The organism is Yersinia sp. Marseille-Q3913 (genome assembly GCF_963892745.1).
GTDB classification, from domain to species: Bacteria; Pseudomonadota; Gammaproteobacteria; order Enterobacterales; family Enterobacteriaceae; genus Yersinia; species Yersinia bercovieri.
Genome location: NZ_CAWQAF010000066.1, coordinates 194,692 through 207,024 on the forward strand (window position 1 = coordinate 194,692; position 12,333 = coordinate 207,024).

A 12,333-nucleotide genomic window follows, 5' to 3' on the forward strand; every position below is an offset into this window, starting at 1 on the left:
GAAAACCGGGTGAAAATAGGTAATCAAATAAGCTTAATGATTGATCTTGCCGTTTGCTCATCAGTCACCAGGGCATTCACATACCCCCCTTTCAACGCCGCCACTATCGCTTCTGACTTCTCAACCCCACCTGCGACGCCAATGACCGTCGGAATGTTGGTCAGATCCGCCAGTGAAATACCAATCAACTCTTGGTGAATCTGCATATCGGCGGCCAGCGCACCATCCGCCTGCATAAAATAGCCGAGGATATCGCCGACCGCGCCTTTGCGGCTGAACATGAGCTGCTCGCCTTCACTGATATAACCGGAGCGCAAAATGGTGGCTTCCCGTTGCTGATTAACCGAGCCAATACCGACCACCGCGACATCTGCGGCACAGGCCGCCAGCAGCACATCACGGACACTGTTTTCCTGGCGGAATGTTTCAGCGACTTTAGCACTGGAAGCCCGCAACGGCGCAGGGATAATACTGACCTGACAAGCCGCATCCAACTGACCAATCCCGGTCATATAAGAGCCAACACCGCCAGAAAGTGTCACCAGCCGAACCTGTTGCGAGGCAATAAAACCACTCAAATGCTGCAACGCGCACATGGTGGTTTCACCAAAACCCACCGCCAAAAGTTGCTGCGGTTGAATCAGCGCCATCAATAAATGTGCAGCACCAATCCCCAATCGGCTACTGATACTAAGATCAGCCAGCGAAGGCAGGATGCGGATATGCTTGAGGCCAAAATGCTGTTGCAGCTGGTTTTCCAGTTCCAGACACCCTTCATAGCGCGAATTAATCTGTACCCGGATGACCCCTGACTGACGGCCTTTCTCCAGCAATCTGGAGACCTTCAATCGGGTCAGCCCCAGCAGTTCGCCAATATCCCCTTGCGTTAAGCCATCGTGATAATAAAACCACGCAATGCGAGCGAGCAGTTCCTCTTCACTCATGCTATTACCCGGATATTTGTATTCATCATTGGACAACATGGGTTTTTCTTTTACGGCGACTAACGGTTTCTCTTTCATCATTGCTCTTTGGCTATCTCGACGCAAAAACGGCGTCATCAATGTTAAATATTCATTGATAACTACGCTAACAGCTTAGCCAATATATTTGAACACATTCTAATTTAAATTTTTTTATTCACGAAAATGTGATCTTGATTACGCCACAAATGGGAATATGCAGCTATCTTTTTTGAACATTTTTAATTTTAAATTATTTTTGTTCACATCGGGAGCTACTGATGCCGCACACCGTCACCACCCCGCCACCCCTGCTCCAGGTACGTGGCATCAGCAAGCAGTTTTCCGGCGTCGTGGTATTGAAAAGTATCGACTTTACCCTGCAACCGGGCCAGGTTCATGCCCTGCTGGGGGGGAATGGGGCAGGTAAATCAACGCTGATGAAGATCATCGCCGGGGTGCTGCCGCCCGATAGCGGCACCATTGAGATCAATGGGCAGCCCTGCCTGAATCTTACCCCCGCTAAAGCCCATCAATTGGGTATTTATCTGGTGCCGCAGGAACCCATGCTGTTTGCCAATCTGTCGGTGCAGGAGAACATTCTGTTCCGCTTGCCTAAGCATCAGGCCGACAAAAAGAAAATGGCGCAGTTACTCAAAGATTTGGGTTGCCATTTGGATCTGTCTGTTCGTGCCGGTTCGCTGGATGTGGCCGATCAGCAGTTAGTTGAGATCATGCGCGGCTTGATGCGTGACTCACGAATTTTGATTCTTGATGAACCCACCGCCTCGCTAACACCTGCGGAAACTCACCGTTTATTTAGCCAAATCAAAATGTTATTGCAGCAAGGTGTCGGGGTGGTATTTATCTCCCATAAACTGCCGGAAATTCGCCAACTGGCGGATTGGGTCAGTGTGATGCGCGATGGCGGCATTGCCCTGAGCGGCGCAACCGCGGATTTCTCAACCGACACCATTATTCAGGCGATTACACCGCAAGCCAAAAATAGCGAATTATCCGCTACCCAGAAACTCTGGCTGGAGCTGCCCGGCAACCGCCGCTCTCAAGCCCGCGCGCAATCCAATCAACCGGTGATTCAGGTGACCGACCTGAGCGGCGAAGGTTTTGCCCACCTCTCTTTTGAGGTCCATGCCGGTGAAATTCTTGGGCTGGCGGGGGTGGTTGGCGCAGGCAGAACCGAGCTGGCCGAAACCCTGTATGGCCTGCGCCCTGCCAGCGGCGGCACTGTCCGGCTGGAGGATATCGATATCACCACAATGAAAACCGTCAACCGCTTAGCGGCAGGTCTGGTCTATCTGCCGGAAGACCGCCAGGCCTCCGGCCTCTATCTGGATGCGCCACTCAGCTGGAATGTCTGCTCGCTGACCCAAGGCAGTCAAGGAGTGTGGACTCATCCGGCACAGGAGGCGGCTATTTTGGAGCGCTATCGCCGTGCACTGAACATTAAATTTAGTCATCTGGAACAGCCGGTGCGCACTCTATCCGGCGGTAACCAGCAAAAGCTGCTGATTGCCAAATGTCTGGAGGCCAACCCATTGCTGCTGATTATTGATGAGCCAACCCGTGGCGTCGATGTCGCCGCCCGCAGTGATATCTATCAATTGATCCGCAGTATTGCTGCGCAGCATGTGGCGATCATTTTTATCTCTTCTGATCTGGAAGAGGTGGTGCAGATGGTAGATCGTGTTTTGGTCATGCATCAGGGGGAAGTCAGTGGCGAGCTGAATGGTCAGGCAATGAATGTCGATACCATTATGCATCTGGCCTTTGGTGAACAGACGGCCTTAGGTGAACCTCATGCCAGCGCCCATCCATCGACCCAAAATGAGGGCGCATCATGTTGAAATTTATTCAAAATAATCGTGAAGGCACCGCGCTGCTGGCGATACTGGCCCTGTTTGCCCTGCTCGGCGTGATCGACCGCAATTACTTCAGTATGCAAACCTTCACCATGATCTTCAGCAGTGCGCAGATCCTGATCCTACTGGCGATCGGCGCAACACTGGTAATGCTGACCCGCAATATTGATGTCTCCGTCGGCTCCATTACTGGGCTATGTGCGGTGACAGTCGGCATGGCGCTCAATGCCGGATTCGGACTGGCGCTCTCCTGCCTGTTCGCCCTACTGGTCGGCATGGCGGCGGGCTGCTTCAACGGCATTCTGGTCACCTGGCTACGCATTCCGGCGATTGTCGCCACACTAGGGACACTGGGGTTATATCGCGGCCTGATGCTGTTGCTGACAGGGGGCAAATGGATCGAAGGATTACCGGCGGATCTGAAAAGTATATCAACGCCAATTCTGTTTTCCATCTCACCCATTGGCTGGCTGATTATGTTGCTGATCCTTGCCATGGCAGGGTTACTGGGTAAAACCGCCTTTGGTCGCAGCCTCTACGCCACGGGCGATAACTTGCAGGGCGCGCGCCAACTGGGTATCCGCACTGACAGCATTCGCATTTTTGCCTTCTCAATGAATGGCGTGATGGCGGCACTGGCGGGGATCGTTTTTGCCTCACAAATTGGTTTTATCCCCAATCAGACTGGCAGCGGTCTGGAGATGAAAGCCATTGCGGCCTGCGTGCTCGGCGGGATCAGCCTGCTCGGCGGCACCGGCACTATCATTGGTGCCATTCTTGGGGCTTATCTGTTGACTCAAATCGATAGCGTGCTCGTGCTGCTGCGCCTACCCGCGTGGTGGAATGATTTTATTGCCGGTTTGGTGCTGCTGGGGGTGCTGGTGTTCGATGGCCGCCTGCGCTGCGCGGTTGAACGCAATATCCGCCAGCAGAAATATGCCCGATTTACAGCTCGTCCGGCAGTTTCTGGTAAGTCGACAACTTCGGATAAGAAGAAAAACGTTATACCCAATAGATTTCATGATGCAGGAAGGCGGCAAACGAGAGAGTCCCGATGAGCTTACAGTGGTAAGTGATTCGGGTAAACGAGAGCAGGTAACACACCTGCAACTTGAAAGATGAAGGGTATAAAAAGGGGTGGTGCGATGAATCTTTATCGACGTTACGGATGGGAACTGGCGCTGGCGGCCTTGTTGGTGCTGGAGATCCTGCTGTTTGGCTTATCGAATTCGCGCATGTTGGATATCAATGTGCTGCTGTTCAGCACCAGTGATTTTATCTGCATCGGCATCGTGGCCCTGCCGTTGACCATGGTGATCGTCAGTGGCGGCATCGATATCTCATTTGGCTCCACTATCGGACTGTGCGCCATATTCCTTGGTGTGATGTTTCAAGCCGGCCTGCCAATGAGTGTGGCGATCCCACTGACCCTGATCGTCGGCGCATTGTGCGGCTTGATTAATGCCGGATTAATCCTCTATACCGGCGTCAATCCGCTGGTCATCACCCTGGGTACCATGTACCTGTTCGGCGGCAGCGCCCTGTTACTGTCGGGTATCTCCGGTGCCACCGGCTACGAAGGTATTGGCGGCTTCCCAACGGCTTTTACGGATTTCCCCAACCAAACCCTGTTCGGCCTGCCCATCCCGCTGGTGATCTTTATGTTGTGCGTGCTGCTGTTCTGGCTATTGATGCACCGCACCCACAGTGGCCGTAATGTTTTTCTGATTGGGCAAAACAGTCGCGTCGCCCGCTACAGCGCCCTGCCCGTCGCCCGCACCTTATGCCTGCTCTATGCCCTGACTGGCATGGCCTCCGCCATTGCTGCCGTTTTGCTGGTCTCTTACTTCGGCTCTGCGCGCTCTGATTTGGGGGCATCATTCCTGATGCCCGCCATCACTGCGGTAGTGCTGGGCGGGGCCAATATCTACGGCGGTTCCGGTTCGATTCTCGGCACGGCACTGGCGGTATTATTGGTGGGTTACTTGCAGCAGGGGCTGCAAATGATCGGCACCCCCAACCAGATATCCAGTGCACTATCCGGCGCGCTGCTGATTTTAGTGGTGGTCGGGCGCTCCATCAGCTTGCACCGACATTTGATTCAAGAGTGGTTACAACGCCGTCGCAGTAGAAATACCCTGAGTTAATGCCTGTTTTTCTTTTATAGCGAAATGCCAACACCTCAGTACCTCGATACCTGGATGCGGAGATAACAAAGCCTATGGCGATCTGGACGCAATTATCGCGCCGGATGCCAATGCCCTGCCAGCCGCAGCACAAGCCGCAGAAAACCTGAAGCGCGACAATGTGGCGATCGTCGGTTTCAGCACCCCGAACGTGATGCGCCCCTATGTTGAACGCGGCACAGTGAAGGAGTTTGGTCTGTGGGATGTGGTTAACCAAGGCAAAATCTCGGTTTATGTCGCCAATGAAATGCTGAAAAAAGGCGATTTGAACGTCGGCGATAAGCTGAACATCCCAAATATTGGCGTGGTTGAAGTGGCACCGAACAGTGTGCAGGGCTATGACCATGAAGCGAAAGGCAGCGGCATCGTGTTGCTGCCACAGCGGGTCATTTTCACCAAAGAGAACATCGATAAATACGATTTCTAGTCTCAGCGGCCCGCCCCTGCGGCGGGCTAATACCCATACTAATTGGAGTGATGACAGATGGCTGATTTAGACGATATCAAAGATGGTAAAGATTTCGGTATTGGCGTCCCGCAGCACAATCCTGCGTTTACGCTGAAAGGCTCCGGCTCACTGGATTGGGGGATGCAATCTCGTCTGGCGCGGATTTTCAATCCAAAAACCAATCGCACAGTGATGCTGGCATTTGACCACGGCTATTTTCAGGGGCCGACCACCGGTCTGGAGCGCATTGATATCAATATCTCCCCCCTATTTGAGTACGCCGATGTCTTAATGTGTACCCGTGGCATTTTGCGCAGTGTGGTTCCCGCTGCCGCCAATCGCCCGGTAGTGCTGCGTGCGTCCGGTGCTAACTCAATCCTGACGGATTTATCCAACGAGGCCGTGGCCGTGGCGATGGAAGATGCTTTGCGGCTCAACGCCTGTGCCGTGGCCGCGCAGGTTTATATCGGCACCGAGCATGAACATCAATCGATTAAAAATATCATTCAATTGGTCGACCAAGGGATGCGCTACGGTATGCCAACCATGGCGGTGACCGGGGTCGGCAAAGATATGGTTCGCGATCAGCGCTACTTCTCACTGGCGACGCGGATCGCCGCCGAAATGGGCGCGCAGGTGATCAAAACCTACTATGTCGACAGTGGTTTTGAACGCGTTGCCGCCGGTTGCCCGGTGCCTATCGTGATTGCTGGCGGTAAAAAGCTGCCGGAACATGAGGCGCTGGAGATGTGCTATCAAGCCATTGATCAGGGCGCATCTGGCGTGGACATGGGCCGCAATATCTTCCAGTCCGAAGCACCAATTGCCATGCTGAAGGCGGTTCATGCCGTGGTGCATAAAAATGAGAATGCAGCAGCGGCTTATCAGCTGTTCCTACACGAAAAAGGTTGAGTGGTGACAAGGAGGAAAGTATGCACGTGACTCTCGTCGAAATTAATGTGAAAGATGACAAAGTTGACCAATTTATTGAGGTTTTTCGCGCCAATCACCTCGGTTCTATCCGTGAAGCGGGCAATTTACGTTTTGATGTGTTGAGGGATGAGACCCTGCCGACCCGCTTTTACATCTATGAAGCCTACACTGACGAAGAGGCGGTAGCAGCCCATAAAAAGACCCCCCATTACCTCGCGTGTGTCGAGCAACTGGAGGGGTTGATGACCGGCCCACGTAAAAAAACCGTCTTTATCGGCCTGATGCCTTAGCCGACATGGGCAGCCGATACACTATCGCTGCCCATTCTGTTCTCTCCCAATATCTTTCTCGCGATATTCCCTCTGCCCCGGGATTCAGGCACATTACCTGCGATCTGTTTTTTTTATCACCCAGCCGGAAATGAAGCAGAGAGTCGTCACTCCAATGAGAGCCGCAAGATAAATTGATAGGCGCGATATCAGACAACACCTATCAGAAAAATGTATACAGTGCGGTATTCTTGGCGCTGAAGATAATGATTGGCAGCCTTTCTGGCCGTATCGCGCCTCATCTGCTGTGATCCACACTGCAAAACAGGAGTTTCTATGAACACCACTCATCGCTTGATCTTGGCCTTGGCTTGCTCCAGCACACTGCTGACCGGTGCGGCGAGCGCCAACAGCTTATTAGATTCAGTTAAAAGTGCCGCCGACCAGTACAGTAAATCAGGCGATAGCTCATCTTCACTATCGTCGCTGACTGGCTTACTCAATGGTGGCGATAAAGGTCTGAGCGCCAGCACCATGACCAATGCAGCGGGTATCTTGCAATATTGCGTCCAAAATAATGTGCTGTCAGCCAATGGCACCACCGCAGTTAAAGACCAATTGATGAGTAAATTGGGGATCACCAGCACCGAAAATGCCAAGAGCCAAGATTACCAAGAGGGTTTGGGTGGTTTACTGAAAACCGGCGAAGGTAAAAGCCTGAACCTGAATGACCTGGGCAGCGAACAAATCACCGAAAAAATTAAAACTAAAGCCTGTGATCTGGTGCTAAAACAGGGCCAGTCATTCTTGTTGAAATAGTGACAGTACGCAGCTTGGAGCTGCGTTCTTTATTCAAATATTTAATCTAAGAAAATATTCTGGCGGTGATAAGCCATCTGCCCTTCATCAGGGAAAAATTGAACAGGTAGCCGCAGTTTCCGCCCTTCATATTTAGCAAAATTTTCTTCACTAATAGTGCTTCTCAGCTTCTTGATTTGTGTGGAGAGCACCATTTCAAAATGTTCGTTAAAAGTAATTAATCCCTGATCAAAAGCTCGGTCATGCAAGCTGGAAAGGCATAAGCCATTGCTGGGATTAAGACGATGCTCCGCGCCATGACTCCAGGGGCGAATATGGCTAGCAACTAATAACGCAGGCTCTTCCAACTCTGTAATACAACAGCGGTTTTGATAGACATGCAAAACATTTTTACGGAACAGTTGCTGACCGACCCGAGCTTTAATAATGGTGGTTTTTTCTTTCCCACTAAAATCTTTAACACCGCTATCAAATAATTGGGTGACAGGTTTCTCAAGTTGACTCATTGCCTGCTGACATTGCTGCTCAAATACCCCAGCATTTTCATTCATTTCCAGCCATAAAGCGCGATCAGCATTTGAGGCCCCGCTTAATCCCTTACGCCCAGAGTCGAGAATAAAAGGATCCAAACTGGCGAAATTACCCAGTTTCATAGCTAAAGCCGAAGGTGTTCGACCAATTAATCTGGCGTAATGAATAATGTCGGGATTTCGGGAATCTAATTTGCCGAAGGGAATTTGGCTATATAGTGTAAATGCAACTAACAGTTGATCCCGCGTCCAGTGGTTTACAGCCATGGCATTAACATCCAAAATTAATGAACCATTTTATTGAATGCGTTAACTATGCCAGGTACAAAGAGAAATGGGTATGGTTGTAAATTGATTTACTCGATTTTCCCTAACACATCCTCGACCCTAAGCCCCAATAATCTCGCTATATGCACAAATTCGACGACATCTAAGCGCCTTTCGCCATTTTCTACTTTAGCAACAAAAGACTGAGGGCGGCCAAGAATGTTAGCGAGACTCTCTTGAGTGATACCTTTAGCAATGCGCTGGTCACGTAACGCCTTGATAACCGATTGATATTCATCTGAATAAATAGAGACCATCAGTCCAATTCCTTTTATAACGTTGGAATTGAATATCTGTCACCATCCTAATTATCCCAAAATAGGATAATAATACAGTGCCTACTTTATCGATACCATTGAACTGATAATCTTGCTAATTAATAGCATTTCATCGATAGAGCAAGCGGGCAATCTGGATAAGCTCCACAAAGTCGAATCTCCTCTCATCATTCTCAACTTTAGTCATAAATGACTGCTATTGATTTAGTGCCAAAATGATACACAACTTACTGATTTTTTAGTAATTATAGCCTGGTGGAGTGTTTCTATCGCCTGCTGGTATTCTTCGGAATAAATGGAAGTCATCGATGCAACCTTGATTAATATCTTAAATCCAAATATCAGGTGTTTATTTTTATCCCAAAACAGGATAATTAGACCAATACATCACAGGGAAGGGTAAAAGTTATGGATAAACCAGACTGGCATCCGGCAGATATTGTGGCGGGTTTGAAAAAACGGGGTAGGACGCTGGCGGCGGTTTCTAGAGAGGCAGGACTGGCCTCTTCAACGTTAGCCAATGCCCTACAAGTTCACTGGCCAAAGGGTGAAAGATTGATTGCGGAGGCGCTGGATCTTGATCCTGCGGAGATCTGGCCTTCCCGCTATTTGAAACCTAAAAAACGACAAAAAAATCATCCACAAAGTGAGCTAAATTAGATTGACTCCGCATTCTACAGGAAAAAGATAGCGAGATTATTAGGTTGCTGGGTTGCTGGGTTGCTGAAACATGAAGATCAATATTGACTGTAAAAAACGTTACCAACCTGCTGTACTTCAACACAAAGATTCCCTGTGATTCAAGAATATTTGGGGATCACAAATTTTCCGAACCGAGCAGCCCTCTTTCTGACCTCCAGTGATGATGGCAGCTAATGGACGTAAAAATACCAGAATGGAGATATAGCAAAAATCACCAGAATGTTATCTGCTGTTTTATAAAGACTTTTACGGAGGAAAATGGACTTTACTGAACGACAGGCAAAAAAAAAGCCACCCTGCGGTGACTTGATTTACATACTAATGGTGCGAAGGCCGGACTCGCTAATATCATACAACCTACTGATATCAATATTATTTATTTTTAACACTAAGAGCTTGTACCCGCACTTGTACCCACAAACACCATTTCGTACAAAAATTGAGCTATTTCAAACTATTGTTGATAAGAGCCCAAGACTCAAGATTATACTATTTTTTACCGACAAGTCATCGTCTGAAGGATTAACTCCTCTCTGCTAACATCCCCGGATAGTGTTTGGCGATAATGCCATTCATCTTGTCAATCAACTCAGGCTTCCTAAACGTCAGATGTGCAGAGCCTTTCATGAAGTACTTTATCAAAAAGTAATCATCTTGATAGTCCTTTGCCATGTGCGAATTGGCGTGAATATGCTCAGACAACCGGCTTGTCACATCGCCCCGGTTGTCTGGGATCGCTTTACCGTCCAGCAAGTGCAACATGCGCTCTAGGTCTGCCAACTGGTCTCGCCGGTAACCCTGGTTCAGGGTAAAGCCCCATTGGTTGCAACTGACCAGATTGCTGATGATCAGCTTTTTACCAAATCGGCATGGGCTATTGGTTTTATAGTGCCAGGATAATCCTTTGAATAAATTGATGACCCCGCGTTCAAATACCTCGTCTTTCTGCTGGTGAAGTTGCTCAAAGGTACTGAGTATGTTGGCTTCGCTGATGGCAGGAATATTATCTCCCTCAAGGTTTCTGTACCACTGGTCACGGGCTTGGGCATCCATCAGGCTCAGCATCCCTGATTTTTTCATCAGGTCTCGCCATATACCGCGATCGAGATTGCAGGTAATCACTTTCATGGCCGTTTCTGCTTTCTCCATGAACCAACAGCCAGTACGGAAGTCTTGTCGCATGGCCCAGTCTTTTGCTATTCCACCGCCGATGCTGCTGGTGATGGCTGAAATATCCTCAAGCTGGTGGATAAGCGCGTCAATCTGCACCAGTGCGGTATTACGCACGGTGATGATACGTTCAATGCTGGTGGAGCAAATCACATCGGTGTGGCCGGTTAGAACCTGCGGCTCGTTGATAACTGCGCTGAGTGAAGTAGACATCGTAGGAACTCCATAAAAGCAAAACGCCAACGATTGTTGTTGGCGTCGAGGAAGAGGGATGTTTCAGGTGCCAGTGTCTGCCGTTCAAGACAGTTCCTGATACACCGCGATATAGACATAACCGTGACTGCCCAGCGTATCCGCTTCACAGACAAATTCTCCATGCCGAACCGTAATGCCTTGCTGACGGCGTTGATCCAGCGCCCCGGACAGCAGTTGCGATTCCAGTTTGGTTATCAGCATGGGAAACGCTGCATCAAGAGCCTGAGTGGCTTCAAGGGAAAAGGTGCCGACAATATTGGCTCTGTCACTCAGAAAGTGCAGGTGTGTTCCATTCTGTACCAGCCTGGCTCCCAAACGTGGCGTAATATCACGTTTCAGGCCCCATGTTGGGGAAGTCGTCATGTGGTTATTCATGTTAACTATCTCTGTGTGGAATAGGATTGAGGGATTCGGTTGGGTACAGCAATGTGGGCGGGAAATGAGCCCGCCACAGGCCAACAGCCTGGCGAGCCCGCACGATATCGCCCTTGCTCAACATCGGGTCTTGCGCCAGTGCGCTGAACCCGTTACGACCAATTCGCACTAATGCATATTTCTCAACCAGTGTGTTTATGGTGTCGCCGACTGAAATCCCTTGTTCAACCTGTTGTGCAATCGCCTGTTCATCGTGATAGGGCGTATCGTTGAGGCTCAGGCCATAGTGGTGCTCTAGTAGGAAAGTGAGCAGTCGCTGATAAATAGCAGGCACGGGTAATGCACCCTGCGCTGTGACGAGTGGTTTCATGGGGATGTTCTCAATGTGAATAATGCGGGGTTAAGTCAGGAAGATGTTAGGGGTTACCAAATCGTTTGGTTGAATGGAACATCACCTTATATCAATCGATTAATGCAAAAATGGCATGACTTTCTGGATGATGCAGAGCGTAAGCACGCAACCGATAGAAGTGTTCGGTCATAAACTCATTTTCAGTACGGCAGGCATGGTGACTGTAAGCCATCAGGCAGGCGATGATTCCGGCTGCTTCACGACTGACGGTAGCCCCGTTGCCATTGAGTCCGTTAAACAACGTGTAGTCTTGCTCCGTACCCGGCACAATAAATGCGCCGCCGCCGCTGAGCGTATAGTAATCCCAGAAGTCGCCGCGATAGTCATCACACAATCGATCCAGCCAACCAAACACCTGTGGTTCAATCAAAATCCATTGCGGTATCTCACCAAAATGGTCTGGCCAGAAGTGAATGCGCTGAGAGTCGGTAACCGGCGTGGCGGTTAGTGTATCCATCTGAGTTGTCGTTGGGATATTCATGAGTAATGTCCTTCTTTAATAAAGATAAATAGCAAAACAGGTCCTCCGGGAAAACCGGGGAGCCTGTTTATTTAATGGGTTAAGAATTTGATTCAATATTTAAAGTCGTGAGTGAAGATAGAACGCGGGGAGAGGCAGGACCTCTTAGATTAAAAACCCGTTATCGTCGGGATAACGGGCGGTGTTTTTCCCTGAATATTGGCATAAAGTCTGTGCCTGACTGCTGTTTTGAATACATTTTGCTGACAGGTTGTCAATTATGGTCTAAAAGTGAGCCACAGTTATGCTTTAAAAGTGCGCCACTTT

14 protein-coding genes and 1 pseudogene are annotated in these 12,333 nt (G+C 49.7%); 8 read left to right on the forward strand and 7 right to left on the reverse strand.

Translation table 11 applies throughout. The features are described from left to right. Nucleotides 1-23 precede the first annotated feature (23 nt). Complete coding sequence (lsrR, locus tag AACW11_RS18040) at nt 24-1,022, reverse strand: transcriptional regulator LsrR (protein ID WP_445285831.1); 999 nt, start codon at nt 1,020-1,022, stop codon at nt 24-26. Nucleotides 1,023-1,243: 221 nt separating this feature from the next. Between lsrR and lsrA the strand changes: the two genes are divergently transcribed. The 7 genes and pseudogenes from lsrA (at nt 1,244) to AACW11_RS18075 (ending at nt 7,497) form a co-directional block, all read left to right on the forward strand. Next, a complete protein-coding gene (lsrA, locus tag AACW11_RS18045; protein WP_212585041.1) occupies nt 1,244-2,827 on the forward strand; it encodes an autoinducer 2 ABC transporter ATP-binding protein LsrA in 1,584 nt (527 codons plus the stop codon). Next, a complete protein-coding gene (gene lsrC / locus AACW11_RS18050; RefSeq protein ID WP_212585042.1) occupies nt 2,821-3,900 on the forward strand; it encodes an autoinducer 2 ABC transporter permease LsrC in 1,080 nt (359 codons plus the stop codon). Before lsrA ends, lsrC begins: the two co-directional genes overlap by 7 nt. 87 nt (nt 3,901-3,987) lie before the next feature. Next, the gene (gene lsrD, locus AACW11_RS18055; protein WP_212585043.1) at nt 3,988-4,989 is read left to right on the forward strand and encodes an autoinducer 2 ABC transporter permease LsrD; all 1,002 of its coding nucleotides are present in this window, start codon (nt 3,988-3,990) and stop codon (nt 4,987-4,989) included. Between the two features lie 67 nt (nt 4,990-5,056). Beyond that, a pseudogene (locus AACW11_RS18060) lies at nt 5,057-5,455 on the forward strand (substrate-binding domain-containing protein); the annotation flags it as partial. Nucleotides 5,456-5,512: 57 nt separating this feature from the next. Next, nucleotides 5,513-6,388, forward strand: a complete 876-nt coding sequence (gene lsrF, locus AACW11_RS18065; RefSeq protein ID WP_212585044.1) for a 3-hydroxy-5-phosphonooxypentane-2,4-dione thiolase — start codon at nt 5,513-5,515, stop codon at nt 6,386-6,388. Nucleotides 6,389-6,408: 20 nt separating this feature from the next. Next, nucleotides 6,409-6,699 (forward strand): (4S)-4-hydroxy-5-phosphonooxypentane-2,3-dione isomerase, encoded by a 291-nt coding sequence (gene lsrG, locus AACW11_RS18070; RefSeq protein WP_212585045.1) that lies wholly within the window; start codon nt 6,409-6,411, stop codon nt 6,697-6,699. A 315-nt stretch (nt 6,700-7,014) separates the two neighbouring features. After that, the gene (locus AACW11_RS18075) at nt 7,015-7,497 is read left to right on the forward strand and encodes a DUF2501 domain-containing protein (protein WP_212585046.1); all 483 of its coding nucleotides are present in this window, start codon (nt 7,015-7,017) and stop codon (nt 7,495-7,497) included. Between the two features lie 41 nt (nt 7,498-7,538). On the opposite strand, the gene AACW11_RS18080 is transcribed toward AACW11_RS18075, so the two are convergent. Further along, nucleotides 7,539-8,294 carry an HNH endonuclease gene (locus AACW11_RS18080; RefSeq protein ID WP_212585047.1) on the reverse strand — a complete coding sequence of 252 codons (756 nt, stop codon included), beginning with the start codon at nt 8,292-8,294 and terminating at the stop codon, nt 7,539-7,541. 89 nt (nt 8,295-8,383) lie between these two features. Beyond that, nucleotides 8,384-8,611: a helix-turn-helix domain-containing protein gene (locus AACW11_RS18085; RefSeq protein ID WP_212585048.1), complete on the reverse strand. Its 228-nt coding sequence runs from the start codon at nt 8,609-8,611 to the stop codon at nt 8,384-8,386. A 429-nt stretch (nt 8,612-9,040) separates the two neighbouring features. On the opposite strand from AACW11_RS18085, the gene AACW11_RS18090 reads away from it, so the two are divergent. Beyond that, nucleotides 9,041-9,292, forward strand: coding sequence for a helix-turn-helix domain-containing protein (locus AACW11_RS18090; protein ID WP_212585049.1), 252 nt, complete (start codon nt 9,041-9,043; stop codon nt 9,290-9,292). A gap of 564 nt (nt 9,293-9,856) precedes the next feature. Here the strand turns inward: AACW11_RS18090 and AACW11_RS18095 are convergent. From AACW11_RS18095 to AACW11_RS18110, 4 genes are all read right to left on the reverse strand, one after another. After that, nucleotides 9,857-10,717: a DUF4942 domain-containing protein gene (locus AACW11_RS18095; RefSeq protein ID WP_151430989.1), complete on the reverse strand. Its 861-nt coding sequence runs from the start codon at nt 10,715-10,717 to the stop codon at nt 9,857-9,859. 84 nt (nt 10,718-10,801) lie between these two features. Next, a complete protein-coding gene (locus tag AACW11_RS18100) occupies nt 10,802-11,134 on the reverse strand; it encodes a type IV toxin-antitoxin system YeeU family antitoxin (protein WP_151430987.1) in 333 nt (110 codons plus the stop codon). Between the two features lies 1 nt (nt 11,135). After that, on the reverse strand, nt 11,136-11,504 hold the full coding sequence (locus AACW11_RS18105) for a TA system toxin CbtA family protein (RefSeq protein WP_145587944.1): 369 nt from the start codon (nt 11,502-11,504) through the stop codon (nt 11,136-11,138). Between the two features lie 91 nt (nt 11,505-11,595). Continuing rightward, nucleotides 11,596-12,027 (reverse strand): antirestriction protein, encoded by a 432-nt coding sequence (locus AACW11_RS18110; protein WP_212585050.1) that lies wholly within the window; start codon nt 12,025-12,027, stop codon nt 11,596-11,598. Between the last annotated feature and the right edge of the window lie 306 nt (nt 12,028-12,333).

Coding starts and splice junctions, on each gene's coding strand:
- lsrA (WP_212585041.1), top strand. CDS start 1,244: ATGCCGCACACCGTCACCACCCCGCCACCCCTGCTCCAGGTACGTGGC.
- AACW11_RS18085 (WP_212585048.1), bottom strand. CDS start 8,611: ATGGTCTCTATTTATTCAGATGAATATCAATCGGTTATCAAGGCGTTA.
- lsrC (WP_212585042.1), top strand. CDS start 2,821: ATGTTGAAATTTATTCAAAATAATCGTGAAGGCACCGCGCTGCTGGCG.
- AACW11_RS18075 (WP_212585046.1), top strand. CDS start 7,015: ATGAACACCACTCATCGCTTGATCTTGGCCTTGGCTTGCTCCAGCACA.
- AACW11_RS18100 (WP_151430987.1), bottom strand. CDS start 11,134: ATGAATAACCACATGACGACTTCCCCAACATGGGGCCTGAAACGTGAT.
- lsrF (WP_212585044.1), top strand. CDS start 5,513: ATGGCTGATTTAGACGATATCAAAGATGGTAAAGATTTCGGTATTGGC.
- AACW11_RS18090 (WP_212585049.1), top strand. CDS start 9,041: ATGGATAAACCAGACTGGCATCCGGCAGATATTGTGGCGGGTTTGAAA.
- AACW11_RS18095 (WP_151430989.1), bottom strand. CDS start 10,717: ATGTCTACTTCACTCAGCGCAGTTATCAACGAGCCGCAGGTTCTAACC.
- AACW11_RS18080 (WP_212585047.1), bottom strand. CDS start 8,294: ATGGCTGTAAACCACTGGACGCGGGATCAACTGTTAGTTGCATTTACA.
- lsrD (WP_212585043.1), top strand. CDS start 3,988: ATGAATCTTTATCGACGTTACGGATGGGAACTGGCGCTGGCGGCCTTG.
- AACW11_RS18105 (WP_145587944.1), bottom strand. CDS start 11,504: ATGAAACCACTCGTCACAGCGCAGGGTGCATTACCCGTGCCTGCTATT.
- AACW11_RS18110 (WP_212585050.1), bottom strand. CDS start 12,027: ATGAATATCCCAACGACAACTCAGATGGATACACTAACCGCCACGCCG.
- lsrG (WP_212585045.1), top strand. CDS start 6,409: ATGCACGTGACTCTCGTCGAAATTAATGTGAAAGATGACAAAGTTGAC.
- lsrR (WP_445285831.1), bottom strand. CDS start 1,022: ATGAAAGAGAAACCGTTAGTCGCCGTAAAAGAAAAACCCATGTTGTCC.